We start from the raw sequence: 25,538 nt of genomic DNA, 5'->3' as shown, positions 1-25,538 counted from the left end.
CCAGCGGCCACCACCCGCAACCACGATGGGCTATTTGTCCAGGCCGACGGGCCGGTCCGGCATATCGCCCTCGCGGGCGCCCTGATCGAGCCGGAAGGGCGGGTACTCGTCACGCATCAGCGAGGAGTACGCCTGTACACGCAACGCCCACCGGTTGATCCCGAGGACGAAGTCGTACAGGCCACCGGGGTAGCGCGCCGTGAACAGCAGCGCGATGACCGCGATCAAGACCAGCAGACCGAGCAGCGGGGGCGCATAGACGCCCGACCAGTCCTCATCATCCCAGCCGGTGGCGGCCCAGGTGCCGCTCACCATGGCACCCACCAGCAGATAGTGCGGGATCGCCAGCAGCCACCACTTCACCAGCACCAAGCCGCGATGCAGGCGGTCGGGATAGTCGACGACGACGTCGGCCGGGTAGTCCGGCCTCGAATCGAGGGAGAACGGCGGGTATTTGTCGGTACCGAGCACACCCCACGCGTAGAACGTGACCCGCCACGACCAGCGCATCACGCCGACATTGAAATCGAAAAGGCCGCGCGGATACCGCCCGGTGAACAAAATCGCGAAGAAAGCGATGATCGTGACGACCGCGTACGCGATGTGCAAGAAGAGCAACACGATGTAGTGCGGAATGGCGAGAATCCACTTCACCAGCCACATCCAGCGCGACAGCGCGGGGTCCAGGTCGCCGCGGACGTGGACGGGATAGCCGGATGTCGCGGGGATGCCGATATTCTCGGGATTGCCGGGTTGCATGTTCGACACTCCTTCACCAACGCTCGGGGAGCAGAGCGGCATGATCGCCGTATGTGGTGATTGTGTCGCACAACGCGTTCGGCATCGGCAACGATGCGGTACCGACACGCCGACAACTCATTCGCCGGTGAACAGATGCGGTCCTGCGCCCCATCCCGACCGGAAATCTGCTGTCAGTGGGGCGCTTCTCCGTGCGCGGAGTACAGGCTGATATCGCCGTCCTCGCCGAGAAACGCGTTCACCAGCATGATGCGACCTTCGCGCAGTACATCGGGTTCGGGTGCGCTGGTGGTGATGGTGATCTGCGGAATCGACGCCCAATTCACGACATAGCGTTGCGGTGGGCCCGCGTCGTCGGACAGCCGGGCCAGCCGGAATACCGATACGGTCTGGCGGAGCATGAGATCGCGGATGACCTCGGCGATTCGCTCGGGGTCTTCCAGCGCGAACATGAAGCCGAATGTCAACTCGGGCGAGGACACATAGGCGGGCACAGACTCCGAGGCTAGCCCATCGACTGCCGGTGTGCAGGCACTACGCGCGGGCAGTTGCCGACGGTGCGCTGACGGTTCCAGGCGGCAGCGGCCGCGTGGAACCGCAGCCACCAGGAAGACGGATCGCGCCGGTACCGAGGGGGTATCCGTCCCAGTCGGAGCCCCTCGGCCCGGCGCATCCATCCGCGGGGTTCGCCGCGATGGTGGTCGGTGCCCCGGCTAGCGCGGGCTGTCGGTCTCCGGATCGACGACCTCGGCCTCGACATAGCTCGCCGGGGTGGCATCAGGTCCGTAGCGCGGATCGTCATCGAGGTCGGTGACCCGGGGCTCGGCGGCGAACTCCGGATCGTCGGCGGAAACCTCGACCGCGTCGGCGGCGTCACGTTTGGCCGCTGCGGCCGCTTCGTTCATTTCGATCGCGTCGGTGATCCACTCACCGATCTCCCGGGTGACGTCGGCGACGGTGCCGGTGATGATGGTGGCGATATTGCCGACATGCCTGGCACCGGAAGACGTCAATTCCTGGATCAAATCTTTGTTGGCTTCGAATTTCCCGATCATTTACACGCCCACTTCGGTAGCCTTCCGCTGTCGAATCACGATAACACCGGGTGCCGGCTTCTTCCGCAGTGCAGCGGGCAGCAGGGCGGCGAAACGAGATTCGAGCAGACGCGGCGGCAGAGCCAGTTGGAAAATCTTCACCCACACCGAACCGATCTGCTTGCTGAACGGGCCGGTGTTGTACGGAAGACCGTATTTCTTGCAGAGCTCTTCGACCTCGGGAGCCATCTCCGGGTAACGATTGGCGGGCAGGTCCGGGAACAGATGGTGCTCGATCTGATGCGACAGGTTGCCCGACATGATGTGGAACAGTGTGCCGCCGGAGATATTGGCCGAGCCGAGCATCTGCCGGACGTACCACTCGCCGCGGGTCTCGACCTCGGTCTCCTCCTCGGTGAACGTCTGTACGCCCGACGGGAAGTGTCCGCAGAAGATGATCGAGTACGCCCACAGGTTGCGGACGATGTTCGCGGTGAAGTTACCGGCCAGGGTGCTGACGAACAGTGGCCCGGTCAGCGCCGGGAAGATGATGTAGTCCTTGAGCACCTGACGCCCGGATTTACGCAGCTGGCCCTTGATCAGCGGCTTCAGATCTGACCACTTGCGCTTGCCCTGAATGATGTTGTCGGCCTCCAGGTCGTGCAGCATCACGCCCCATTCGAAGAACACCATCAGCAGGAACGCGTACACCGGGTTGCCCAGGTAGTACGGATTCCACTTCTGGCCCTCGTCGATGCGCAGGATGCCGTACCCGATATCGCGGTCGCGACCGTGGATATTGGTATAGGTGTGGTGCATGTAGTTGTGCGAATGCTTCCACTGGTCCGCCGGGCAGACGGTATCCCATTCGAACACACGGGAATTGAGGCCCTGTTCACGCATCCAGTCGTACTGGCCGTGCATGACGTTGTGGCCGATCTCCATATTGTCCAGGATCTTGGACACACCGAGCGCGGCGACGCCGGCCAGCCAGAACGGCGGCAGGAACCCCAGGTACATCAGGCCGCGGCCGGCGATCTCGAAACCGCGCTGCGCCTTGATGATCGAATAGATGTACTCGCGGTCGCGCTCGCCGAGGTCGGCGACGATGCGGTCGCGCAGCTCGTCGAGCGCACGGCCGATCTCCTCGACCTGGTCCGGTGTGAGGACGAGCGGGCCGTCCTTCGTCTCGGTCAGAATGGTCATCGTTGCTCCCCTTCAGTTGTCAGATGTCGATGTCGACGTCGCCGACGGCGGCGCTGACACAGAGTTGGATGGGCTGATCGGGATCGGCGTCGGTCTCACCGGTACGCAGGTTGCGGGTGCAGCCGGTCCGCCGGACGGCGGTGCAGGAGAAGCAGATTCCCATCCGGCAGCCGAACTCCGGGGTCAGCCCGGCAGCCTCGGCCTGTTCGAGCAGGCTCTCGCCGGTGTTGTCGGCGTCGACACCACTGGCGGAGAAGGTCACGGTGCCGTGGACGTCGGCGGCGTCGACCGGTGCCACCGAGAGCGTGAACTCCTCGGTGTGCAGGCGATGGCCGAGCTGCTCGGCGTCGAAAACGGTCCGCACCGAATCCATCAGCGGACCCGGCCCGCACAGGTAGGTGTGCGCGTCGGCGAACCACGGTGCGATGCGCTCGAGTTCGTCGTAGCCGAACTTGCTGCCGTCCAGCTCCGGATACCGCATCTCCACTGCGACGTTGGGATGGGCGGCGGCGAGGGCGGCCAGTTCGGCGCGATGCGGAACGTATTCCGGTGTGCGCGCGTAGTGCAGGAACACCACCGGACCGGAATACCCCTCTTCGGTGAGGGTGCGCAGCATCGACAGCACCGGCGTGATGCCACTGCCGCCGCTGATCAGCAGCACACGGTCCGGACGCGACTGCGGCAGGTGGAACACACCCGACGCCGGCGTCAGATCGACAACGAGGCCGGGTTCGGCCGTGTGGTGCAGGTACTGCGACACCAGCCCTTGCGGATGCACCCGGATGGTGAGGTCGATGCGGCGGTCGCGCTCATGCTGCGAGTTCACCGGTGAATAGCAGCGGGTGTGGCGCACGCCGTCGATGACGACGCCGATCTGCACGAACTGGCCGGCCAGGAAGCCGGCCCACTGCCGCGTCGGCCGCAGCGACAGCGACACCGTCCCCGGCACCGACCGATCCACCCGCACGACCTCCGCGCGCATCTCCCTGGCGGTGAGCATCGGGCGCACCAACTCCAGATAGCGGTCGAGCGGATGCGGTGTGGTCAGGGTCTGCACCAGATTGATGAGATCCACCATGCGGTTCTCCGTGCCTGTCGTTGGTCATACTCGGCGGACGAGCCCGAGACAAATTTCAGTGTACGTCTGTACACTCAACAGTGTGACCGATGACCGGGGATGGATGTCAACCAGGAGCTCATGTGACGCGAACTACATCTACGGAATAGGCGCATGGTGAACGGATGTATGCTCACCGTGATGAGCGAGCAGGCGGAAACCCGAGTCGAGCGCAAAGAGCGCACCCGGCGGGCACTGCTGGACGGAACCCTCGCCCTCGCCGCCGAACGCGGGTTCGCCGCGCTCAGCCTGCGCGAGATCGCCCGCTCCGCAAGCATCGTGCCCACGGCCTTCTACCGGCATTTCGCCTCGCTGGACGATCTTGGCGCCACCCTGGTCGACGAAGGTGTCAAGGCGCTGCGCCTGGCGCTGCGGCAACTGCGTCGCCGGCCGGACGCACATATATCGGAGACCGTGCGTTTCGTCTTCGATCAGGTGAGCGACAAACGAGAATTGTTCGGCTTCCTGACGCGTGAGCGGCGCGGTGGATCGGCCGCGCTACGCCAGGCGATCGCCCTGGAGATGCAGCTGATCGTGCGCGAACTGGTGGTCGACTTCTCGCGCATCAGCGCGTTGGACTCCTGGTCACCCGAGGATCTCGAGCTTGCCGCGGATCTGATCGTCTCCACCGTCGCCGACGGTATCGCCGATTACGTCGCCGCCGCACCACGCGACCAGCAGCCGACCGTCGACCGCACGGTGTATCAGGTGCGGCTCATCGCACTGGGCATGGGCGCCTGGAAGCCGTAGGCAACCCCGCGCAGATCAGGAGCCGGTGTGGTCTTTCACCGGATCCGGCGAGGGAACCGCGAGTAGTGCGAGCAGGCCGAGGGCAAGCACCACCAGCAGCCCGACGATGCCCGCCCGGTCGGTCGCGAACGCCCAGGCGAAGAATCCGAACAGCAGCGGCGCGAGGAACGACACCGCCCGGCCGGTGGTCGTGTACAGGCCGAAGAGCTGGCCCTCACGGCCGGCGGGTGCGAGGCGAGCAAGGAACGAGCGGGCCGAGGCCTGCGCGGGGCCGACGAAAACGGTCAGCAGCAGGCCGAAGATCCAGAACATGAGTGGACCGGAGACCGCGAGTAGCGCGCATCCGCAGATCAACATCGCCACCAGCGACACCACGATCACCCGCTTCGGGCCGACCCGGTCGTCGAAACGGCCCGCGACGATCGCGCCGAGCGCCGCGACCACATTGGCGGCGATGCCGAACAGCAGCACATCATCGTCGGCGAAGCCGTACACCCCGACCGCCAGTACCGCGCCGAAGGTGAACACCCCGGCGAGCCCGTCCCGGAATATCGCACTGGCCAGCAGGAAGCCGACGGTTCGCCGATCCTCGACCCACAGTTCGCGCAGATCCCGCCACAGCACCCGATAGGAGCCGAGCAGCCCGGCGGTCGCCGCGCCAGGATCGGCACCGGTGCGCACCACCTCCGGCACCGCGAACAGCACCGGCAGCGCGAACGCCGCGAACCACACCGCGGCCAGCACCGCCACCAGCCGAATATTGAGCCCGTCGTCGGTGGGGATGCCGAAGAGCCCACGCTGATCGCCGTCACCGGCGATGAAGCCGAGATAGCAGATGAGCAGCAGCAGGATGCCACCGAAATAGCCCATCGCCCAGCCGAATCCGGAGACGCGACCGACGGTGGCCGGTGTCGACACCTGTCGCAGCATGGCATTGTAGGGCACATTGGCCAATTCGAAGCAGGCCGAACCGAAGCCGAGCAGGACCAGCCCAAGCCACAGATCGTGGTAGTCGTCGTGGACGAAGAACATCGCGACCATCGCGACAACGGTCAACGCGGTGAGCACGCCGAGCGAGCGTTTGCGGCTGGCGGTGGCGTCGAAGCGCTGCCCGCTGATCGGCGCGGTCAATGCGACCACAAGGCCTGCGATGCCGAGCGCCCAGCCCAACCACGCGCTCGCCGAGATACCGCCGGGCAGATCGTCGCCGACGCTGTCGGTCAGATACACCGAGAACACAAAGGTCAAGATGACGGCGTTGAACGCCGCCGAGCCCCAGTCCCACAGCCCCCACGCCACCACCTGACCGCGCCCGATACCGGTCTCACCGCGCGCGTCGACCTCGCTCATACGCGAACCCTAATCGACGGTGCGGCCCGCGGGCGGTCTTCGGTTCGCGCCCTGCCGGAGGGGTTGTCCGGCGTCTTGCCGACAGGCCGTTTCGCGGCCGGCCGCAGCGATTGCGACGTTCACGATCACCGTCGGTCGTACCCTGGTGGCCCGTCCCACCCCGCTACGGCAACCACCGCGGTTATGCACCCAGTTGCATAGTACTTCGGGTATCGAATAACCTGAATGGCATGGCTCTCGAGCATGCCCTGCTGGTCTCGCTGACCGAACGCGCCGGATCCGGCTATGAACTGGCCGCGCGATTCGACAAATCGATCGGCTACTTCTGGAGCGCCACCCACCAGCAGATCTACCGAGTGCTTCGCCGCATGGAGGAATCCGGCTGGCTGCACAGCGAATCTGTCGCCCAGGCGGGTAGACCGGACAAGAAGGTCTACTCGGTGAGCGAAGCCGGTCGCGCGGAATTGGCGCGCTGGATCGGCGCGCCCACCGACATCGAACGCCAGCGCAACGAACTGTTCGTCAAGGTGCGGGCCGCCTCCTATGGCGATCTCGACACATTGCGCGCAGAGGTCGCCCGCCATCGCGCCGAACACACTCACCAGCTCGAGCTGTACCGGCTCATCGAGAAACGAGACTTCCCGGCGCCGGATCAGCTCACCGGCACCGGGCTGCACCAGTACCTGGTACTCCGCGCGGGCATCCGCTTGGAGTCCGGGTCCATCGAATGGTGCGACGAGGTTCTGCAGGCCCTGCAACCGCGACCGAACACCCCGCCACCGCACCCGACAGCCCCGGGCGCGGACTGACGCCAGAAAGCGAGCCCGATCGTGAGATCGACCAGCTACCCCCATCTGTTCGAACCCCTCGACCTCGGCCACACCACGCTGCGCAATCGCGTGATCATGGGGTCGATGCACACCGGTCTGGAGGATCGGGCCTGGGACACCAACCGCCTCGCCGCCTACTTCGCCGAACGCGCGCGCGGCGGTGTCGGGCTCATCATCACCGGCGGCTACGCACCCAACCGGACCGGCTGGCTGCTGCCGTTCGGCGCCAAGCTCACCAATAAGACCGAGGCCTATCGGCATCGGGCGATCACCCGCGCGGTGCATGCCGAAGGCGGCAAGATCGCACTCCAGATCCTGCATGCGGGCCGGTATTCGTACATGCCCGGCAGTGTGTCGGCGTCCTCGATCAAGGCGCCGATCAACCCGTTCCGGCCGCGCAAGCTCTCGGCCAAGGGCGTCGAGCAGACCATCGACGATTACGCGCGTTGCGCCAGGCTGGCCAAGTTCGCCGGCTACGACGGAGTCGAGATCATGGGTGGTGAAGGTTATTTCATCAATCAGTTCCTCGCCCCGCGTACCAACAAGCGCACCGACAAGTGGGGTGGATCGGCGCAGAACCGGCGCAGGCTCGCAGTCGAGATCGTGCGCCGCACCCGCGCCGCGGTGGGACCCGACTTCATCATCGTGTTCCGGCTGTCCATGGCCGAGCTGGTGGAGAAGGGCCAGACCTTCGACGAGATCATCGCGCTGGCACAGGAACTCGAGGCCGCGGGCGCCAACATCCTCAACACCGATATCGGCTGGCACGAGGCTCGGGTGCCGACGATCGTGACGTCGGTGCCGCGTGCGGCGTTCGTCGAGTTCACCGCGAAGATCACCTCTCAGGTGAACATCCCGGTGTGCGCGTCGAACCGGATCAATATGCCCGAGATCGCGGAGGAGATCCTCACCCGCGGTGATGCCGAGCTGGTCTCGCTGGCACGCCCGTTCCTGTCGGACCCGGAATGGGTGAACAAAGCCGCGCAGAACCGGGTCGACGAGATCAATACCTGCATCGCCTGCAATCAGGCCTGCCTCGATCACGCATTCCAGCACAAGACCGTCTCCTGTCTGCTCAACCCGCGAGCCGGGCACGAGACCGAGCTGAAGCTGCTGCCAACGCGGCGCGCCAAACGCATCGCGGTGGTCGGCGCCGGACCCGCCGGGCTGTCGGCCGCGGTGAATCTCGCCGAGCGCGGGCATCGAGTGGACCTCTTCGAGGCCGACGACAAGATCGGCGGCCAGTTCGACATCGCGCGTCGTATCCCCGGTAAGGAGGAGTTCGACGAGTCCATCCGGTACTTCACCCGCAAACTCGAACTCACCGGCGTCACCGTTCATCTCGGCAAGCGCGCCACCGCGGCCGAACTCATCGAGGGCCGCTACGACGAGGTAGTGCTGGCCACCGGTGTGCGCCCGCGCATTCCGAACATCCCCGGCATCGACCACCCGATGGTGCTGACCTACGCCGAACTGGTGCGCGAAGAGAAGCCGGTCGGCAAGCGCGTCGCGGTGATCGGTGCCGGCGGCATCGGTTACGACGTCAGCGAATTCCTCACCGTCGAGGGTCATCCCACGCTGAAGCTTGACGAGTGGAAGCAGGAGTGGGGCGTCGATTCCGCCGATGAGCAGGTCCGCGGCCAGCTCGCGACGCCCGTCCCCTCCCCCGCCGCCCGCGATGTGGTACTGCTGCAACGCAAGTCCGGCACGTTCGGTACGAGCCTGGGCAAGACCTCGGGCTGGGTGCATCGCGCCGCGTTGAAGGCCAAGGGCGTCGAGCAGATCGGCGGCGTCAACTACGAACGCATCGACGACAACGGACTGCACATCAGCTTCGGGGACAAGCGCGAGCGTCGGCAGCTGATCCCGGTGGACAACGTCGTCATCTGCGCCGGGCAGGAATCGGTCCGCGACCTGGAAGACGACCTGCGTGCCGCAGGGGTGAACCCGCACCTCATCGGTGGCGCCGAACTCGCCGCCGAACTGGATGCCAAGCGCGCGATCAACCAGGGCACCCGCTTGGCCGCGCGACTGTGAGCTGAGCAGCCACCGGCCCGACCAGCGTGGGCCCGGGCTCCGAGCGATGGCAACCCGTCGCCGGAGCCCAGGCCGGCGATTCGTCTGCACCAAGCGGTTCGCGTCGCCGTGCCGCGGTCGGTCGTCGGCCAGCGACACGTGGCGGACGGGTGTCGCTTACGCTCATGGCGTGAGCTTGCCTGCCCCCACCGCCGACAATCGTGCCGTCGTCACCGGAGCGTCGTCCGGCATCGGAACCGCGCTGGCCGCCGAGCTGGCCATGCGCGGATATTCGCTGATCCTGGTGGCCCGCCGCGGGGACATCCTCGAGGAGCTGGCACAGCGTTTGACCCTCGCCCACGGCATCACCGCCGAGGTGCGCGCGGTGGACCTCGCCGACCGGGAGCAGCGGGCGCCGCTGGTGGAGGAGCTGTCGGCACGCAATATCGCCATCCTGTGCAACAACGCGGGCATCGCGACGTTCGGTGCGGTCGCCGATCTCGACCCCGCCTATGAGCGCGATCAGCTCGAACTCAACGCCGTCGCCGTGCACGACCTCACCCTTGCGGTCTTGCCCGGCATGATCGAGCGCGGCGCGGGCGGCATCCTGATCAGCGGCTCGGCGGCGGGAAATATGCCGATCCCGAACAACGCCACCTATGCCGCGAGCAAGGCCTTCGCCAACACCTTCTCCGAATCGCTGCGTGGTGAGCTCAAGGGCACCGGCGTGAACGTCACCCTCCTGGCACCAGGTCCCGTCCGCACCGAGACCCCGGACCCGTCGGAGGCGTCGATCGTCGACCGCATGGTCCCCGACTTCATGTGGGTCTCCTCGGAATCCACCGCCAAGGGTTCCATCGACGCCCTGGCTCGCAACAAGATGCGAATCGTGCCCGGGTTGATTTCGAAGGGTATGAGTGTGGCCGGGCAGTACGGACCACGCGCGATGACCGCTCCCGTCGCCGGGGCGTTCTACAAGAAGCTCGGGGGCTGACCGCCGCGACAACCGTGACGGCGACTCACTGTGGAAAGAGGGTCAGGACCCTGCTCATGACCTCTCTGGCGACGCCGTCGTTCGCTGCGGAAACCTCGACGATCGGTACGCGAGTGCCGAACATGGTGCTGTCCGGCGGCAGTTCGGGGCCGACCACGGCGGTGAAGATCGGAATGCTGCTGTCGTACAGCGATACCGAGCGGTGCACGGTGCGGTTGTCGAACTTCTCCTCGATGCTGTTGGCCGCGACATGGGTGGGGACGCGATAGTCGTAGCCGACCGTGACGGTCTCGTCGCGGTACCGGAACAGGCATTGGGTGAGCCGGCGCTGGTCGGTGTCTGCGGTGCCGGCCAAGATCGCGCGGACAGCGCACGGGTCGGCGCCGAGCAGCACCGTCGAGACCGTGTCCGGCGAGGTGCCCTGGGGCGGCGACTGTCGCCACCGGTCGATCATCCCGGGCAACAGCCCGTCCGCGACCGCGCACGGGTCCTGCCCCGGAGTCGATAGGCCCAGGTAGAAGGCGGCGCCCGAGGGGAAGCGGGCAGTGGCACCACAGGCGCGCGGCGGGCCATCGTCGCGGTCGGGAATCAGGCGGATGCTGACGTCGCCGAGCTGTTTGCTGATGCCCCGGCCCGGGGTCAGTTCAGGGAGCAGGGTCGCGTGCCAGGTGAGTGTGCTGTCCTCGCGCGCATCGATGCCGATGATCGACCTGCACGAGTCGAGCCCGACCGTCACGCTCTCGACGTTTCCGAGGTCGTCGAGGGTATCGCGCGGAATCAGCGAGCATACGTCGATCTGACGCGTCGCCTGCGCGACAGTGGCGTGCTGCTGCGGAGTGACGGCTGGTGCGGACCAGAACTCGGGTGGCGGCGCTGGGATGACCGGTGCAGGCATCGCCGGTCGCGACGGCGCATCTGCCAGGTTCTTCGTCTCGTCACCGCAACTCGCGACAGCGAGCAACACGAATGCGGCGAGCGTCAGCGCGCGATACACCCTCACCCGGTCCTCCGGTCAGACGTCAGCCGATTCGGTGCCCGACCACCGAGTTTGCCGCACGGGCAATCGTCCCGCAAATACTTCGAGTCGCGACAGGGGCCGGACCGTCACACTGTGGCGGCCCGTGGGAACCCGCGCGGCGGCATAAAGAGCCCCGGCCGCCCACCGGCCGAACGCTCCCCGAGGAGCACCCCGTCAACAGCGGATCAGGATCCCGTTCGTCCATGTCAAGGAGCCGTCAGGGGTGCACGCATCGCACCACCCGAGGCGTAGATCTGGTGGTGGCCCCGCAGACCGAGAAAGCGGGGACGGATCGGGAGAGACCCGTGACGCTGCTGGAGATACTTCCGTCTTTGCGGACGGTGATGCGGTCGCGTGTGGATCCGGCGGTGTGGCCGCAGGCCCGGTCATCGCCATGGAGCCGGGCCGGGCGATCGTGGCGCGGGCCGGGGTGACGCTGTACCGAGTGCTGTCGGTGAAACATATCGAGGGTGGCCGAACCTTCGTCACCGTCGACGGCGGCATGAACGACAATCCTCGCGTCGCGCTGTACGGCGCACGGTACGAGGTGGTGGTGGTCGGCCGCCACCCCCACGGCCCACAGATCACCGCCACCGTCGCCGGACGATACTGCGAGGCAGGCGATATCGTCGCCGCCGACGTCCGCCTGCCGGCCGATCTGCGCCCTGGCGAGGTGCTGGCGGTACCGTGCACCGGCGCCTACCACCACAGCCTTGCCTCGTGTTACAACAGCGTCGGCCGCCCGCCCATCATCGCCGTTCGCGACGGCCGAGCCCGTGAACTCGTGCGCCGCGAGACCCCGGCCGACCTCCTCGCCCGCGAAGTCGGTCGATAGCCAACGCCGAGATGCCGTGAACACCGCACATCGGTTTCGGCGAGATTGCCGGGTGCACGGGTATGTGAGGCCGCCACACGTTATGTGATCAACGGCGGCGACGGGTGCCGAAGAGGCTTCGGGTGATCTCCCGTCCCGCCACCGTTGCCGCGGAACGCAGGAAGGTCTTCACCGCCGGGTTCTTCATGATGCGTTCGGCGGCCGAATCCTGCTCCTCGGCCGGTGAGCGGCCCGGGGCGGGCGCGGGTTCCACCTCCGGTTCGGCCGCCGCGACACCGGCCGCGAGCATCTCGTAGGCCGACTCACGATCCACCGTCTGCCCGTACTTTCCGTGCAGCGCACTGGCCAGCGCACTCGATTTGATGGCGTCGGCGCCGATGGTGTCCATGAGCGAGCGAGGCGGCTGAATCCTCGTCCACGCCACCGGCGTCGGCGCACCACGCTCCGACAGCACGGTCACGATCGCCTCACCGGTGCCGAGCGAGGTGAGCGCCTGCTCGAGGTCGTAGGTATCGGTTTTCGGGTAGGTGCGCACCGTCTTCGACAGCGCCTTCTGATCGTCGGGGGTGAAGGCGCGCAGCGCATGCTGCACCCGCGCACCCAGCTGGGACAGCACCGGATTCGGGATATCGGTGGGCAGCTGGGTGCAGAAGAACACGCCGACACCCTTGGACCGGATCAGCTTCACCGTCTGTTCCACCTGGTCCAGGAACGCCTTCGACGCATCGGCGAACAGCAGATGCGCCTCGTCGAAGATGAAGACCAGCTCGGGTTTGTCCACATCACCGACCTCGGGCTGGGTCTGGAACAGATCGGCGAGCACCCACATCAGGAAGGTCGAGAACATCGCGGGCCGTGCCGCCTGCGCGCCGAGCTCGAACAGGGTGATCACACCCTGCCCGCCTTCGGTGCGCAACAGATCGGCCGGGTCGAGTTCGGGTTCACCGAAGAAGGTGTCGCCGCCGTCGGACTCCAGATTCACCAGCGCACGCAGGATCACCCCTGCCGTCGCCGACGAGACACCACCGATGCCTTGCAGATCCGCCTTGCCCTCGGGACTGGTGAGATGCTGGATCACCGCGCGCAGATCCTTCAGGTCGAGCAGACCGAGGCCCCGCTGATCGGCCCAATGAAAGATCAGACCGAGCGTCGACTCCTGGGTTTCGTTGAGGCCGAGGACCTTGCTGAGCAGTATCGGGCCGAACGACGTGATGGTGGCGCGGATCGGAACGCCGATGCCGTCGGTGCCGAGCGAGACGAACTGGGTCGGGAATCCGGCGGGCGCCCAGTCGGTGGCGCCGGTCTCGACGGCGCGCTCGGCCAGTTTCTCGTTCCGCTCCCCTGGCTGCGACAACCCGGACAGATCGCCCTTCACATCGGCCATGACCACCGGAACGCCCGCGCGCGAGAGCTGTTCGGCCATGCCCTGCAAGGTCTTGGTCTTACCGGTACCGGTGGCACCGGCGACCAAACCGTGCCGATTCATCATCCGCAGCGGAATCCGCACCCCGGCAGCCGGATCGACCGCACCGTCGACGATCACGGTGCCGAGCTCCAACGCCGCGCCCTTGACCGCGTATCCGGCCGCGATCTCCTTCGCCTTCGACGAGCCGCCATCGGCCGCCGCACCCCGTTCGGCCGAGGCGGCACCGCCCCTGGCCGCCCCGCCGGAGGTTGCCGCCGCGCCTTCGGCTCCACTGGAAGAGGCCGGGGCCGCGTGCGTATCCGCCGCTGCGGCCTCGGCTTCGGCTGCCTCCGCCGCCGCGGCTGCCTCCGCAGCGATCCGCGCGGCCTCCTCCGCTGCCTTGCGAGCAGCCGCGGCCTTCTCCTGTGGGGTGGTCATCGCAGGTCCTCCTGTGTCGAGCGGAACACCCGCCACCCGGACGGCCGTGACTGTGCGCGACCACGACTCCGCCGAGCTCCGAATGGGCGGGTACTTCGCATGCGGCTTTCCCGCAGCATCGAACGCCTAACCGGACTACCGAGGAGCACATCGACGCGGGCGAACGCCGGAACCTCTCGCGCCGATGCACCTGGCGAACAGCGTATCGCCGGATCGGGCGCGGACAGGCGAAGTGAGGTAATCGGACACGCCCGGTTCCGCGCTGACTAGGGTATGGCGAGTGTCCGACAAATTAGTGGTGTGGATGGATTGCGAGATGACCGGGCTGCGCCTGGACAGCGACAAGCTGATCGAGGTGGCCGCACTCGTGACCGACAGCGACCTCAATATTCTCGGCGACGGAGTAGACATCGTCATCCACGCCGATGACGAGGCCCTCGCCGCAATGCCGCCCGTGGTCGCCGACATGCACGCCCGCTCGGGCCTCACCGACGAGGTGCGCCGCTCCACGGTCACCATGGAAGAGGCCGAGCAACAGGTGCTCGACTACATCCGTCAGTTCGCGCCCACCCCGGGCACGGTGCCACTGGCGGGCAATTCGATCGCCACCGACCGCGGTTTCATCGCCCGCGATATGCCCGCGCTCGACAGCCACCTGCACTACCGGATGATCGACGTCAGCTCGATCAAGGAACTGTGCCGCCGCTGGTACCCGCGGATCTACTTCGGGCAGCCGGAGAAGGGTCTGACCCATCGCGCACTGGCCGATATCAAGGAGTCGATCCGCGAGCTGGAGTACTACCGGCGCACCGCGTTCGTGGCCGCACCGGGTCCGTCCACCGCCGAGATCGCCACCGTCGCGGCCGAGGTGTCCGGCGAGGCGGAAAAACCCCAGGTCAGCGACGCGCCGGTAACCGATTAGCTCCGAGAGGGGTTGACGCGCTACTATCGACCGCGCCGGTGTCACACCGGCGATGGTGAGTGTAGTTCAGTTGGTAGAGCACCAGGTTGTGATCCTGGCTGTCGCGGGTTCGAGTCCCGTCACTCACCCAAAGTGAAGGTCAGGCCCGGGAACATTTTCCCGGGCCTGACCTTTTTCTCGCGATTTCCGGCCCGAGCGCACCGACCACACCGTGCGAGAATGCGGCATGGCCCTCAAGATCGACGCACTCGATTCCGCGCTGCTCGCAGAGCTGGCCGCCGACCCGCGCGCGCCGATTCTCGAACTCGCCCAGCGCCTCGGCATCGCCCGCAATACCGTCCAAGCCAGGATGAAGCGACTCGAAACCTCCGGCGCCGTCCGCGGATACCCACCCGACGTCGATCTACAGGCCATTGGATTCGCCGTCCACGCGTTCCTCGGCATCGAACTGGACCAGAACATGATGGACGCCATCGTCGAGGCCCTGCGCGCCTTCCCGCACGTCCTCGAGGTCCACGCCACCACCGGACGCGCGGATCTCCTCGTACGCATCGCCGCGCAATCCCAGCAGGACTCGCTCGAAATCATCCAGCGCGTGCACGCCATCCCCGGTGTGAAACACACGGAGACGATGCTCGCACTGGCCACGCCCATCGAGTATCGCTGCCTGCCGATCGTCGACCATCTGACGAAGACCCCACCGACACCCTGATGTGACTCAGGTCTCCTCACGCTCGAGCAGACTGACGCACTTGCCGAAGTGCTCCAGATCACTTTTGAGCAGATTGATCAACCTTCTGCACGACTGTTGACACAGATCACCCTTCCACGGCACATTTCGCTGCACCGAACGCAAGTCCCTTCGTTTGCAGCTCACAAACTGGGTTGTGGAAAGAGTGGTGAGTGTCCATGACGACCGTTGCCTGTGCGACCTGCCTGCCACAGGCCGAGCCGACCGCGCCGTACGACCTCGCCGACCGCTACCGCTCCGGGGCGGGCCCCGTCCTGCTCACCGGCGTCCAGGCCATCGCACGGCTGCTGGTCGAACAGCACGTGCGCGATATTCGGGCAGGCCGCCGCGTCGCGACCTTCGTCTCCGGCTATCAGGGCAGCCCACTCGGCGGGGTGGACAAGATGCTGTTCGGGATGCCGGACGTACTCGCCGAGCACGACATCACCTTCGTCCCCGGCCTCAACGAAGAGCTCGCCGCGACCTCCGTCTGGGGTAGCCAGGCCGACCTTCCCGCGGGCCGCGCGACGCATGACGGCGTCGTCGGCGTCTGGTACGGCAAGGGCCCCGGCGTGGACCGTGCGACCGACGCCATCCGGCACGCCAATATGTACGGCGTCAATCCGCGCGGCGGTGTGCTGCTGCTGGTCGGTGACGACCCGGCCTCGAAATCCTCGACGGTGCCCGCGGTGAGCGAGCGTTCCTTGGCCGCGATGGGCGTTCCGGTGCTGTTCCCCCGCAACGCCGAAGAGATCATCACCATGGGTATGCAGGGTGTGGCGCTGTCGCGGGCCTCGGGCTGCGTGGTGGCGATGAAGATCGTGGCCGATGTCGCCGACGGCGCCTGGACCGTCGATGCCTCGGTCGCCGACCGCCCGCTCATCGTCCCCGACGTGCAGTGGGAAGGAAAGCCTTTCGTCTACCGGCAGCGCCCGATGGCGGCACCGACCGACAGTGTGCTCGCCGAGGCAGACCTGTACGGGCCCCGATGGGCGATGGTCCGCGCGTACGGCGCGGCCAACGACCTCGACGTGATCGAGGTCGATCCGGCCGAGGCCAGGATCGGCATCGCGGCCACCGGCACCACCTTCGACGCGGTCCGTCAGGCCCTGCTCGATCTCGGCGTCGATGAGGCGGCCATGCACGGCGCAGGCATTCGGCTGCTGCGAATCGGGATGCCCTACCCCGTCGGCCCGACGACGGTGACGAAGTTCGCCAGCGGACTCGAACAGCTGATCGTGGTGGAGGACAAGACCGCCTTCATCGAAACGCAGATCCGCGAGATCCTCTACGGCACCGCCGATGCCCCGCGCATCCTCGGCAAGCACGACGAGCGCGGCGGGCGACTCATGCCGGTCGACGGCGAACTGACCGCGGGCCGGCTGCTCGGGCCCCTGCGCCGGGTGCTGCGTGATCGGGTCGAGCTGAAAAGGGCGGCACCGCCGCCGTTGCCGCTGGAGGTGCTCTCGGCCAAGCGGACGCCGTACTTCTGTAGCGGATGCCCGCACAACCGCTCCACCGCGCTGCCCGAGGGATCGATCGGTGGTGGCGGTATCGGCTGCCACACCCTCGTCACCATGTCCGGCCGCAGTGACAGCGCGGTCACCGGTCTGACCCAGATGGGCGGTGAGGGCAGCCAGTGGATCGGCCAGGCGCCGTTCACCGATGTGCCGCACCTGTTCCAGAACATCGGCGACGGCACCTTCTTCCACTCCGGGCAGTTGGCGGTGCAGGCGTGCGTCGCGGCGGGGGTGAACATTACTTACAAGCTGCTCTACAACGAGGTCGTCGCGATGACCGGCGCCCAGGACGTCGAAGGCGCCCTCACCGTCGCAGAACTGACCCACAAGCTCACCGTCGAGGGCGTGAAGCAGATCATCATCTGCGCCGACGAGCCGAAGCGACACAGCAAGAAGGCCCTGGCCAAGGGCACTCTGCTGTGGGACCGCGACCGGCTCGACGAGGCGCAGAAGCTGCTGCGCGAGGTCAAGGGCGTCACAGTGCTGATCTACGATCAGCACTGCGCGGCCGATGCACGCAGGCAACGCAAACGTGGCGCGCTCCCGGTACGCAACACCCGAGTAGTGATCAATGAGGCGGTATGCGAGGGCTGCGGCGATTGCGGCACCAAATCCAACTGCCTGTCGGTACAGCCGGTCGAGACCGAGTTCGGCCGCAAAACCCGTATCGATCAGACTTCGTGCAATACCGATTACAGCTGCTTGGACGGTGACTGCCCGTCATTCGTGACCGTCGAGCTCACCCCGCAGAAGAAGGCAGGCCGGACCAAGACGAAGGCTCGCACCATGACACCGCCTGCGGTGGCCGAACCGGGTCTCGGCACACCGGAGGGCACACAGAACGTGCTCATCGCCGGGATCGGTGGCACGGGCATCGTCACGGTGAACCAGGTGCTCGCCACCGCCGCACTGCGCGCGGGCTATGAGGTGGAAAGCCTCGACCAGATCGGCATGAGCCAGAAGGCGGGCCCGGTCGTCTCGCATCTGCGGTTCAGCGCGACCGAACTCGAACCGTCCAATCGGCTCACCCCGGGCAGCGCCGACTGCATCATGGCCATCGATCTGCTCACCGCCACCGATCCCCGCTACCTCCAGTACGGCGATGCGGCGAGCACGGTGGCTGTCGCGTCGACGAGCCAGACCCCGACCGGTGACATGGTCTACGACAAGTCGGTGACCTACCCCGAAACCAGCGTGCTGCTGGAACGGATTACCGCAGTGTCGAATTCGATCAGTCACTTCGACGCGCTCGCCGCGGCGCAGACCCTGTTCGGTAGCACCGCGGCAGCCAACTTCCTGATCGTCGGCGCCGCTGTCCAGGCCGGCGGGCTGCGACTGCCCGCCGCGGCGATCGAGGAAGCCATCGGAATCAACGGTGTCGCGGTGGACAGCAATATCGCGGCCTTCCGATGGGGACGCGCCGCCATCGCCGATCCGGCGGCGTTCGCCGCGGCTGTCGATGAGGGGCGGCCGCGGCGTACTTCCCCGGTGGCGCCCGCAGATCTGCTGGCGCACACCAGCTTCGACGGTGAAGTGCGGCGCCTGGTGGAACGGCGGGCGGCCGAGCTGGTCGGCTACCAGAACGCCAAGGTGGCACGTCGCTATGTCGAGACCGTCGAACGCGCCTGGTCGGCGGAGCGCACCATCACCGACCGCACCGATTTCAGCGAGGCCGTGGCACGCGGGCTGTACAAGTTCACCGCCTACAAGGACGAATACGAAGTGGCACGGCTGCTGGTCGATCCGGAGTTCCTCGCCGAAGTGCAGGCCCAGGTGCCGGGTGGCGAGAAGCTCACCTACAAGCTGCATCCGCCGGTCCTGCGTGCGATGGGCCGACGCAAGAAGATCGGCCTCGGACCGAAATCACATGTGGCGCTGAAGGTTCTCGCCAAGGGTAAGGCGCTGCGCGGCACCAAACTCGACCCGTTCGGCTATGCCCACGTCCGCAAGGTCGAGCGTGAACTGCTCACCCACTACACCGAGATGGTGCGCAGTCTCGCCGGCGGTCTGACCACCGAGACCTACGACATCGCGACGAAGGCCGCCGAACTGCCCGATGTGGTACGCGGTTACGAGGACGTCAAGCTGGGCAATGTCGAGCTGTACTGGGCCGGCCTGCGCGAACTCGGCATCGAGCACTGAATCGGCGCGACCGAGACTTGGCACCCCGGCACCCAATGCGCGGCACCCATTCGCCCAACGACCATGTGCCGCCGGGTGAAACCGCATCCGACTACCGATCCGCCACGGGCGCACCTCCGCCGCTGCCGGGAGCGGGTAGCGAGTCACATGCTCCCGCAGCGCCGGAAGAACGACAACAGAAATCCGCCGCAGACCGCGGCGACCACCCAGCCGTAGCAGCTCAGCCCACCAGGCCCAGCTTGTCCGGCACCAGAGAAAGGAATCGACAGTGACAGTTCTGCACACCGATGCAGGAGTCTTCGGCCGCTCACAGGAGCTCAGCGCACGCCGCCATGAACAGGTCGTGTTCTGCGAGGACGACGCAACTGGCCTGAAGGCGATCATCGCGATCCATTCGACCGCGTTGGGCCCCGCACTCGGCGGCACCCGCTTCTACCCCTACGCCGACGAGTCCGCGGCGTTGCAGGACGTGCTGCGGCTGTCGTGGGGAATGACCTACAAGGCCGCTGCCGCGGGGGTCGATCTGGGCGGCGGCAAGGCCGTCATCATCGGTGATCCGGCGATCGACAAGAGCGAGGCGCTGCTCGCGGCGTACGCGCGGTTCGTCGAGACGCTCGGCGGGCGCTACATCACGGCGGGCGATGTCGGCACGAATACCGACGATCTCGACGTCATCGGCAGGCACACCCGTCACGTCACCGGACGCAGCACCGCGGCGGGCGGCTCGGGTGACAGCGCTCGGCTGACCGCGCTCGGCGTCTTTCACTCGATGCGCGCGGGCGCCGAATCCGTCTGGGGTGCACCGACGCTGGCCAACCGCACGGTGGGCGTCGAAGGCGTCGGCAAGGTCGGGCGTGAACTCATCGCGCTGTTGCTCGCCGACGGCGCCGAGGTGTGCGTGGCGGACGTCAACGCTTCCGCGATGCAGCGGGTCGCACAGGAGCATCCATCCGTGCGGCTGCTGAGCACGGTGGCCACCGCACCGGTCGACGTCTACGCACCGTGCGCCCTCGGCGCCACCCTCACCGCCGGCAGCGCCGAGGCCATCGAGGCGAAGCTCGTCTGCGGAGCAGCCAACAATCAGCTCGCCGATCCGGGCGTGGAACATGCGCTCAACGACCGCGGCATCACCTGGGTGCCCGACTTCGTCGCCAACGCGGGCGGCCTCATCCAGGTCGCGGGCGAGCTCAGGGCCGCCGCGCCGGCCGAGATCGAGTTCGAGGTGGCCGACATCTTCGACCGGTGTCGCGACATCATCGCCGCGGCGCGGGCCGAGGGGATCGGGACCGGCGCGGCCGCGAACCGATTCGCCGAACGACGCCTCGACGCCATCCCGCGGTCGCTCTGACGGCGCCGGCGGAGTTTCAGAGAGGAGACCTGCAATGGCGATCGCGCGCGGAATGTTCCGCACCAAATCGGTGGAACAGTCGATCCGGGATACTGATGAACCGGATTCGAAACTACGCAAGGACCTGACGGCGAAGGACCTCACCATCTTCGGTGTGGCCGTGGTCATCGGCGCTGGCATCTTCACCCTGACCGCGCGTACGGCGGGAACGGTGGCCGGGCCGTCGGTGTCGCTGGCGTTCGTCTTCGCGGCGATCGCGTGCGGGCTGACTGCACTCTGCTACGCCGAATTCGCCTCGACGGTTCCGGTGGCAGGCAGTGCGTACACCTATGCCTACGCGACTTTCGGCGAGGTCATCGCGTGGATCATCGGCTGGGATCTGATCCTGGAATTCGCCCTGGCGGTCTCGGTGGTGGCGAAAGGGTGGTCGCAATACCTCGGTGAGGTCCTCGGCGCCAACGCACCGGTCATCGAGATCGGATCGCTGCACTTCGACTGGGGTGCGGTACTGATCATCGCGATCGTCGGTGTGCTGCTGGCCACCGGGACGAAACTGTCCTCACGAGTGTCGGCCATCGCGGTAGCCATCAAGCTCGGTGTGATCGCCCTTGTGCTGGTGGTGGGCGCGACCTATTTCAAGCCCTCGAACCTGACGCCCTATATTCCGCCCTCGGAACCCTCGGAGAAGGCCGAAGGGGTGCGGCAGTCGCTGTTCGCCTTCCTCACCGGTTCCGGCGGAACCAGTTACGGCTGGTATGGGCTGCTGGCGGCGGCGAGCCTGGTGTTCTTCGCGTTCATCGGCTTCGATGTCGTCGCCACGACCGCCGAGGAAACCCGCGATCCGCAGCGCAATGTCCCGCGCGGCATCTTCGGCTCGCTGGCCATCGTGACCGTGCTCTACGTCGCGGTGTCGCTCGTCCTCACCGGCATGGTGTCCTACACTCAGCTCGCAGACGGGAACGCGACCCTCGCAACGGCTTTCGCTCTCAACGGCGCGACCTGGGTAAAGAACATCATCGCGATCGGCGCGCTCGCGGGCCTGTCGACGGTGGTCATGGTGATGTACCTGGGCCAGACCCGCGTGCTGTTCGCCATGTCGCGCGACGGCCTGCTCCCTCGCAGCCTCGCCCAGACCGGCCCCAAGGGCACGCCCGTGCGGCTGACCGTGATCGTCGGTGTGGTCTGCGCGCTGCTGGCCGGGTTCGTCGACTTCGGCACCCTCGAGGAAATGGTCAATATCGGCACCCTCGTCGCGTTCGTGCTGGTGTCGGTCGGCGTGCTGATCCTGCGGCGCACCCGCCCGGACCTCCCGCGCGGATTCCGGGTGCCGTTCGTCCCGGTGCTCCCGATCCTGGCCGCCCTCGCCTGCCTGTGGCTGATGCTCAATCTCTCTATCGAGACCTGGCTGCGCTTCGTGATCTGGATGGCGCTGGGGACCGTCGTCTACTTCGCCTACAGTCGCTCGCATTCGATGCTGCGGCGCCAGGATGAACCCGAGGAAAAGGACCTCTCACCGGCACGTTAGCGGTGATCGCGGCCCCCGGCTCACGCTCGAGCCGGGGGCCGACGCATGCGCACAGCCTGGGCAAAACTTGTGAAACGATCGTGATCCGAATGTGTGGTGCATCGCAGTGCCGGTCCGTAGACTGCGCTGAGGGGGACGCCACCGTGGCGCACCCGTTCGACGAGAAAGACAACATCTCCTGATGCGTTCCGCGGTAATCGCAGCCTTCATCGGCGCCACCCTCGTCACCGGATCCGCCGGAACGGCCGCGGCGGGGGTCGGGCTGCCGGATATGCCCGACTCCGGCTCGGCCAGCAGCGGCTCGGCAGGCGGACTGGCCACCACCGGTTCCTCGGGCACCGGCTCGGCGGGCCTGCCCAACCTGGACCGGCTGTTGCTCGGCGGCGGGAAGCTGCTGTGTGCCGCCACCGGCAGTGCGGCGGCCATGGCGGGCAATGCCCACCTCGGCTGCGACATGCTTCCCTGACCGACAGTCGTATCCACTCGGAAACCACGCGAGCGGGCACCGGATCACCGGCGCCCGCTCGTGGCATCTCTCGGGCCGGATCGGCCTGCCGACGTATCAGCCCACGTCGGCGTTGCCCGCCTTCCACTCCGACCAAGGAATGTTCCAGTCACCGAGACCGTCCACACCGGACAGCGTCCCGCCGACGGTGTTCTGAACGATGGTGATGTCACCACGTTTGGCGTTCTCGAACACCCAGGCCGCATCGGCCGGACTCAGGTTCAGACAGCCGTGACTGGTATTCGAATAGCCCTGCTGCCCCACCGACCACGGCGCCGAATGGAAGAAGATACCGCTGTAGGAGATCCGGGTCGCGAAGTCGACCGGTGTGCGATAACCATCGGGCGAATTGACCGACACACCATAGGTCGAGGAATCCATGATGATCTCGCGATGCCTGTCGGCCACGATGTAGATGCCGTTGTCGGTGGGTGTGCTGTCCTTACCCATCGAGGTCGGCATGGTGCGGATCACCTGACCGTTCTTCTGCACGGTCACCTGCTTGGTGTTGTCGTCGGCGGTGAAGACCACCGCATCGCCGACGGTGAAGAACGAGTGGATGTCGTCCTGGCCGTAGAGCCCGTCACCCAGATCCTTGCCATAGACGTTCACGTCGATGGTGACCTTGGTGCCCGGAGCCCAGAAATGCTCGGGCCGCCACCGGACTTCGCGATTGTTCACCCAGTAGAACGCGCCCTCGACGGCCGGTTCGGTGGTGATCTTGATGGCCTCCTGGGCCGCCTTGCGATCGGGGATGTTCTCATCGAACTGGATCGCGACCGGCTGCCCGATACCGACGACCTCGCCCTCACCGGGGATGAGATAGGGCTTGGTCTTGCTGTCGGGAGAGGTGGTGGTGAAGCTCATGGTGCTGGTGGTCGCACCGCCGAGCCCGACGGCTTCCGCCACCAACTTGTAGGTGCGCCCGTAACCCAGCGGCTCCGAGGTCGCCCAGGACCGGCCGTCCGCCGCGAGCGCGCCGGCCACCGGCTGATCCTCCGGCGTGAGCAACGACACGTCGGTGAACTTGCCGTCCTCGACCTCGAATGTCATCGGCGCGGCCGGCGACACACCGACGTCGCCGTCCTTCACCGGCGCCAGTAGCTTCGGCTTGATCAGTTCGGTAATGGGGTTGCGGTCGATGGCCACCGACTCGTTCGTCGCCTCCGACGACGAGCACGAAGGCAATGCCAACGCCACGACCGCGAGCAGGACCAGCGGCCCTGCCAGCTTCCATGTCGACCGCTGTCGACCTCGACCAATGCGCATCTCAACCCCGTTTCAAGTCCCGGTGCAACAGCCCGCACCGACGGCTTCGGATCCCACCGACTACCCACCGAGCTCAACCCACCGCACCGGGCGGGACCGGTCGAGACCACGTCCCGCCATTCTGCCAGCCCGACAGACCGTTCCCAACGTGATGACCGGCTCGTCCCGGCGAGTCTCAGGGATAGATCCCTCCCGGACCACAACCCGTTACGGGTGGGGCGACATACGCCACACCCTCGGTCGAGGTATCGATTTCACTTTCTGCGCCCGGTCCTGTTAATGTCTGTCCCGCACCGAAACACGGAGCACGCGCCATTAGCTCAATTGGCAGAGCAGCTGACTCTTAATCAGCGGGTTCGGGGTTCGAGTCCCTGATGGCGCACCTAAGAATTACCTTCTGACCAGCTCATTCCCTCCGGGATAGGAATCCCGAGGATGAGCACTGTAGCTCAATCTGTAGCTTACGCGCACACCCCCACTGCGGACGCCGACCCGGCTGACACCCACCCGGTGTGTGATCCTGGCCACAACCATGACCGGCCGCGCCGCCTCAACTGTGGCGACGAGTCCGGGCCTTGGCGGCCGACCGGCGACCACTGCCCGCACGATATCCAGACGTTCTGGTGCATCCCGTGCGCCGAGGCGGCAGCCCAGTGATAACCCGCCTTATCAGTGCCGCGCTTGCCACGCTTGCGCTCATGTCCACCGGCCTCGGATGGCTCGCCAGCCCCGCCCGCGCCGCCACGATGCCACTGCCAGCGCCGACCGGCCCGCACCATATCGGCCGCACCGACACCGTGCTGTCGAACGCAGGCCGCTCCATCCCTGTGTCGATCTGGTATCCCACTCGCTCGAGCGGCACCACTCCGTACATCCCAGCGAGCACGGCCGTGGTGCGCGCGCAGCTCGCCGCCGAGGCCGCTCTGTGGTTGCGCACACCGGGCGCCGCCCCGGCGATGGCGACCGCAACACTGCCCGTCGCCGAGGGCGCCCCGGTCGCCGGTGACCATCTGCCCGTGGTGATCTGGTCGCCGGGAATGGGGGCGCCACGTTGGCTCGCCTCCGGGCTGCTGATGGATCTCGCTTCACGCGGATACGTCGTCGCCGTCGACCACACCGGCGAATCACCCGCGGTCGAGATCCGCGGACGCGTCCGCACCGGCACCCCGCCAAACTCCGGCGACGCCAGCTACATGCGCGCCCAGCTGCGCACCCGAGTCGCCGACGCAACCACCGTGCTCGATCAGCTCGCCGAGCTCCCTCTCGTCGGCGACCAGGTCGACCTTGAGCGCGTGGCGATGGCCGGACACTCCTACGGCGGGCAGACCGCGGTCGGCACGGCCGCCGCTGATGCACGGATCCGTTCGGTGATCGTGCTCGACGGGTCGGCGGCGTGGGACGGCATCGGCCCGGCACCCGACATCGATCAACCCGTGCTGTTGCTCGCCAACGGGATGATGGTGCACGCGTCATGGTTGGGCACCGACGCGGTAATCGGGACGCTCGAGGGCGGCGGGCACTACACGCCTACCGATCTGCCGTGGTTCGGCGGCGGTCCGGAGTTCTGTGGCGCCATCGACCCAGGCGCCGGATCGCGGGTTACGCGTGAGGTGGTCGCGGCCTGGCTCATCGGTGCCCCAATGCCATCCGATCCAGTGTTGCGGTGGAGGACACGATAACTGGCTATCTGCGATCCCATCCGGCGCTATGGTCGATGGGTGGATTCAGCAGGGCAACAGGCGCGCGTATGACCCGCGGAGACGAATCGACGAAAGCTTGCGACGGCGGCTGCACGTGGGTCGAGTTGGACACATTCCGCGCGGAG

Annotated in this window: 20 protein-coding genes, 2 tRNA genes and 1 pseudogene; 14 read left to right on the top strand and 9 right to left on the bottom strand. The window is 66.7% G+C overall.

Annotation, left to right across the window (positions count from 1 at the left end; all coding sequences use genetic code 11):
* Positions 1 to 30 precede the first annotated feature (30 nt).
* The 5 genes from GV792_RS13340 to GV792_RS13320 form a co-directional block, all read right to left on the bottom strand.
* The gene (locus tag GV792_RS13340) at positions 31 to 759 is read right to left on the bottom strand and encodes a DUF4389 domain-containing protein (protein ID WP_163824416.1); all 729 of its coding nucleotides are present in this window, start codon (positions 757 to 759) and stop codon (positions 31 to 33) included.
* 173 nt (positions 760 to 932) lie between these two features.
* Positions 933 to 1,253, bottom strand: a complete 321-nt coding sequence (locus GV792_RS13335) for a hypothetical protein (protein ID WP_163824415.1) — start codon at positions 1,251 to 1,253, stop codon at positions 933 to 935.
* 219 nt (positions 1,254 to 1,472) lie between these two features.
* Positions 1,473 to 1,814 carry a hypothetical protein gene (locus GV792_RS13330; protein WP_163824414.1) on the bottom strand — a complete coding sequence of 114 codons (342 nt, stop codon included), beginning with the start codon at positions 1,812 to 1,814 and terminating at the stop codon, positions 1,473 to 1,475.
* Complete coding sequence (locus GV792_RS13325) at positions 1,815 to 2,999, bottom strand: fatty acid desaturase family protein (protein ID WP_163824413.1); 1,185 nt, start codon at positions 2,997 to 2,999, stop codon at positions 1,815 to 1,817.
* A gap of 19 nt (positions 3,000 to 3,018) precedes the next feature.
* Positions 3,019 to 4,077, bottom strand: a complete 1,059-nt coding sequence (locus tag GV792_RS13320; protein ID WP_163824412.1) for a ferredoxin reductase — start codon at positions 4,075 to 4,077, stop codon at positions 3,019 to 3,021.
* A gap of 180 nt (positions 4,078 to 4,257) precedes the next feature.
* Here GV792_RS13320 and GV792_RS13315 point away from each other — a divergent pair, with 180 nt between their 5' ends.
* Entirely contained in the window at positions 4,258 to 4,866 is a 609-nt protein-coding gene (locus GV792_RS13315; protein WP_256668028.1) for a TetR family transcriptional regulator, read from the top strand.
* A 15-nt stretch (positions 4,867 to 4,881) separates the two neighbouring features.
* Here the strand turns inward: GV792_RS13315 and GV792_RS13310 are convergent, their stop codons facing one another.
* On the bottom strand, positions 4,882 to 6,216 hold the full coding sequence (locus tag GV792_RS13310) for an MFS transporter (protein WP_163824410.1): 1,335 nt from the start codon (positions 6,214 to 6,216) through the stop codon (positions 4,882 to 4,884).
* Positions 6,217 to 6,446: 230 nt separating this feature from the next.
* Between GV792_RS13310 and GV792_RS13305 the strand changes: the two genes are divergently transcribed.
* From GV792_RS13305 to cmrA, 3 genes are all read left to right on the top strand, one after another.
* Positions 6,447 to 7,025 (top strand): PadR family transcriptional regulator, encoded by a 579-nt coding sequence (locus GV792_RS13305; protein ID WP_163824409.1) that lies wholly within the window; start codon positions 6,447 to 6,449, stop codon positions 7,023 to 7,025.
* A 21-nt stretch (positions 7,026 to 7,046) separates the two neighbouring features.
* Positions 7,047 to 9,083, top strand: a complete 2,037-nt coding sequence (locus GV792_RS13300) for an NADPH-dependent 2,4-dienoyl-CoA reductase (protein ID WP_163824408.1) — start codon at positions 7,047 to 7,049, stop codon at positions 9,081 to 9,083.
* A gap of 169 nt (positions 9,084 to 9,252) precedes the next feature.
* Positions 9,253 to 10,056, top strand: coding sequence for a mycolate reductase (gene cmrA, locus GV792_RS13295; RefSeq protein WP_163824407.1), 804 nt, complete (start codon positions 9,253 to 9,255; stop codon positions 10,054 to 10,056).
* 25 nt (positions 10,057 to 10,081) lie between these two features.
* On the opposite strand, the gene GV792_RS13290 is transcribed toward cmrA, so the two are convergent.
* The gene (locus GV792_RS13290) at positions 10,082 to 11,056 is read right to left on the bottom strand and encodes a peptidase (protein ID WP_309138468.1); all 975 of its coding nucleotides are present in this window, start codon (positions 11,054 to 11,056) and stop codon (positions 10,082 to 10,084) included.
* A gap of 400 nt (positions 11,057 to 11,456) precedes the next feature.
* Here GV792_RS13290 and GV792_RS13285 point away from each other — a divergent pair.
* Positions 11,457 to 11,909 (top strand): annotated as a pseudogene (locus GV792_RS13285) (diaminopimelate decarboxylase family protein); the annotation flags it as partial.
* Between the two features lie 88 nt (positions 11,910 to 11,997).
* Here the strand turns inward: GV792_RS13285 and GV792_RS13280 are convergent.
* The gene (locus GV792_RS13280; RefSeq protein ID WP_163824406.1) at positions 11,998 to 13,752 is read right to left on the bottom strand and encodes a helicase HerA-like domain-containing protein; all 1,755 of its coding nucleotides are present in this window, start codon (positions 13,750 to 13,752) and stop codon (positions 11,998 to 12,000) included.
* A gap of 280 nt (positions 13,753 to 14,032) precedes the next feature.
* Here GV792_RS13280 and orn point away from each other — a divergent pair, with 280 nt between their 5' ends.
* The 7 genes from orn (at position 14,033) to GV792_RS13245 (ending at position 22,405) form a co-directional block, all read left to right on the top strand.
* Positions 14,033 to 14,674, top strand: coding sequence for an oligoribonuclease (gene orn / locus GV792_RS13275; RefSeq protein WP_163824405.1), 642 nt, complete (start codon positions 14,033 to 14,035; stop codon positions 14,672 to 14,674).
* A 55-nt stretch (positions 14,675 to 14,729) separates the two neighbouring features.
* Positions 14,730 to 14,802 (top strand) — tRNA-His (locus tag GV792_RS13270).
* A 98-nt stretch (positions 14,803 to 14,900) separates the two neighbouring features.
* A complete protein-coding gene (locus GV792_RS13265) occupies positions 14,901 to 15,386 on the top strand; it encodes an Lrp/AsnC family transcriptional regulator (RefSeq protein ID WP_163824404.1) in 486 nt (161 codons plus the stop codon).
* A gap of 197 nt (positions 15,387 to 15,583) precedes the next feature.
* The gene (locus GV792_RS13260) at positions 15,584 to 19,066 is read left to right on the top strand and encodes an indolepyruvate ferredoxin oxidoreductase family protein (RefSeq protein WP_163824403.1); all 3,483 of its coding nucleotides are present in this window, start codon (positions 15,584 to 15,586) and stop codon (positions 19,064 to 19,066) included.
* Between the two features lie 268 nt (positions 19,067 to 19,334).
* The gene (locus GV792_RS13255) at positions 19,335 to 20,414 is read left to right on the top strand and encodes a Glu/Leu/Phe/Val dehydrogenase (RefSeq protein WP_163824402.1); all 1,080 of its coding nucleotides are present in this window, start codon (positions 19,335 to 19,337) and stop codon (positions 20,412 to 20,414) included.
* A gap of 34 nt (positions 20,415 to 20,448) precedes the next feature.
* Positions 20,449 to 21,939, top strand: a complete 1,491-nt coding sequence (locus tag GV792_RS13250) for an amino acid permease (RefSeq protein WP_163824401.1) — start codon at positions 20,449 to 20,451, stop codon at positions 21,937 to 21,939.
* A gap of 181 nt (positions 21,940 to 22,120) precedes the next feature.
* The gene (locus tag GV792_RS13245) at positions 22,121 to 22,405 is read left to right on the top strand and encodes a hypothetical protein (RefSeq protein ID WP_163824400.1); all 285 of its coding nucleotides are present in this window, start codon (positions 22,121 to 22,123) and stop codon (positions 22,403 to 22,405) included.
* A 96-nt stretch (positions 22,406 to 22,501) separates the two neighbouring features.
* Here GV792_RS13245 and GV792_RS13240 read toward each other — a convergent pair whose 3' ends face one another.
* Positions 22,502 to 23,713, bottom strand: a complete 1,212-nt coding sequence (locus GV792_RS13240) for a L,D-transpeptidase (protein WP_163824399.1) — start codon at positions 23,711 to 23,713, stop codon at positions 22,502 to 22,504.
* A gap of 309 nt (positions 23,714 to 24,022) precedes the next feature.
* On the opposite strand from GV792_RS13240, the gene GV792_RS13235 reads away from it, so the two are divergent.
* Positions 24,023 to 24,095: transfer RNA gene (locus GV792_RS13235), tRNA-Lys, on the top strand.
* Positions 24,096 to 24,411: 316 nt separating this feature from the next.
* Positions 24,412 to 25,392 (top strand): alpha/beta hydrolase family protein, encoded by a 981-nt coding sequence (locus tag GV792_RS13230; RefSeq protein ID WP_163824398.1) that lies wholly within the window; start codon positions 24,412 to 24,414, stop codon positions 25,390 to 25,392.
* The last annotated feature ends 146 nt before the right edge of the window (positions 25,393 to 25,538 follow it).

It is taken from the genome of Nocardia cyriacigeorgica (genome assembly GCF_010868145.1).
Classification (GTDB): Bacteria; Actinomycetota; Actinomycetes; order Mycobacteriales; family Mycobacteriaceae; genus Nocardia; species Nocardia cyriacigeorgica_D.
This window is presented reverse-complemented; position numbering and strand designations above follow the sequence as displayed.

Coding starts and splice junctions, on each gene's coding strand:
- GV792_RS13280 (WP_163824406.1), bottom strand. CDS start 13,752: ATGACCACCCCACAGGAGAAGGCCGCGGCTGCTCGCAAGGCAGCGGAG.
- GV792_RS13265 (WP_163824404.1), top strand. CDS start 14,901: ATGGCCCTCAAGATCGACGCACTCGATTCCGCGCTGCTCGCAGAGCTG.
- GV792_RS13325 (WP_163824413.1), bottom strand. CDS start 2,999: ATGACCATTCTGACCGAGACGAAGGACGGCCCGCTCGTCCTCACACCG.
- GV792_RS13240 (WP_163824399.1), bottom strand. CDS start 23,713: ATGCGCATTGGTCGAGGTCGACAGCGGTCGACATGGAAGCTGGCAGGG.
- GV792_RS13250 (WP_163824401.1), top strand. CDS start 20,449: ATGGCGATCGCGCGCGGAATGTTCCGCACCAAATCGGTGGAACAGTCG.
- GV792_RS13245 (WP_163824400.1), top strand. CDS start 22,121: ATGCGTTCCGCGGTAATCGCAGCCTTCATCGGCGCCACCCTCGTCACC.
- GV792_RS13310 (WP_163824410.1), bottom strand. CDS start 6,216: ATGAGCGAGGTCGACGCGCGCGGTGAGACCGGTATCGGGCGCGGTCAG.
- GV792_RS13315 (WP_256668028.1), top strand. CDS start 4,258: ATGAGCGAGCAGGCGGAAACCCGAGTCGAGCGCAAAGAGCGCACCCGG.
- GV792_RS13260 (WP_163824403.1), top strand. CDS start 15,584: ATGACGACCGTTGCCTGTGCGACCTGCCTGCCACAGGCCGAGCCGACC.
- GV792_RS13305 (WP_163824409.1), top strand. CDS start 6,447: ATGGCTCTCGAGCATGCCCTGCTGGTCTCGCTGACCGAACGCGCCGGA.
- GV792_RS13330 (WP_163824414.1), bottom strand. CDS start 1,814: ATGATCGGGAAATTCGAAGCCAACAAAGATTTGATCCAGGAATTGACG.
- GV792_RS13230 (WP_163824398.1), top strand. CDS start 24,412: ATGTCCACCGGCCTCGGATGGCTCGCCAGCCCCGCCCGCGCCGCCACG.
- GV792_RS13340 (WP_163824416.1), bottom strand. CDS start 759: ATGCAACCCGGCAATCCCGAGAATATCGGCATCCCCGCGACATCCGGC.
- GV792_RS13320 (WP_163824412.1), bottom strand. CDS start 4,077: ATGGTGGATCTCATCAATCTGGTGCAGACCCTGACCACACCGCATCCG.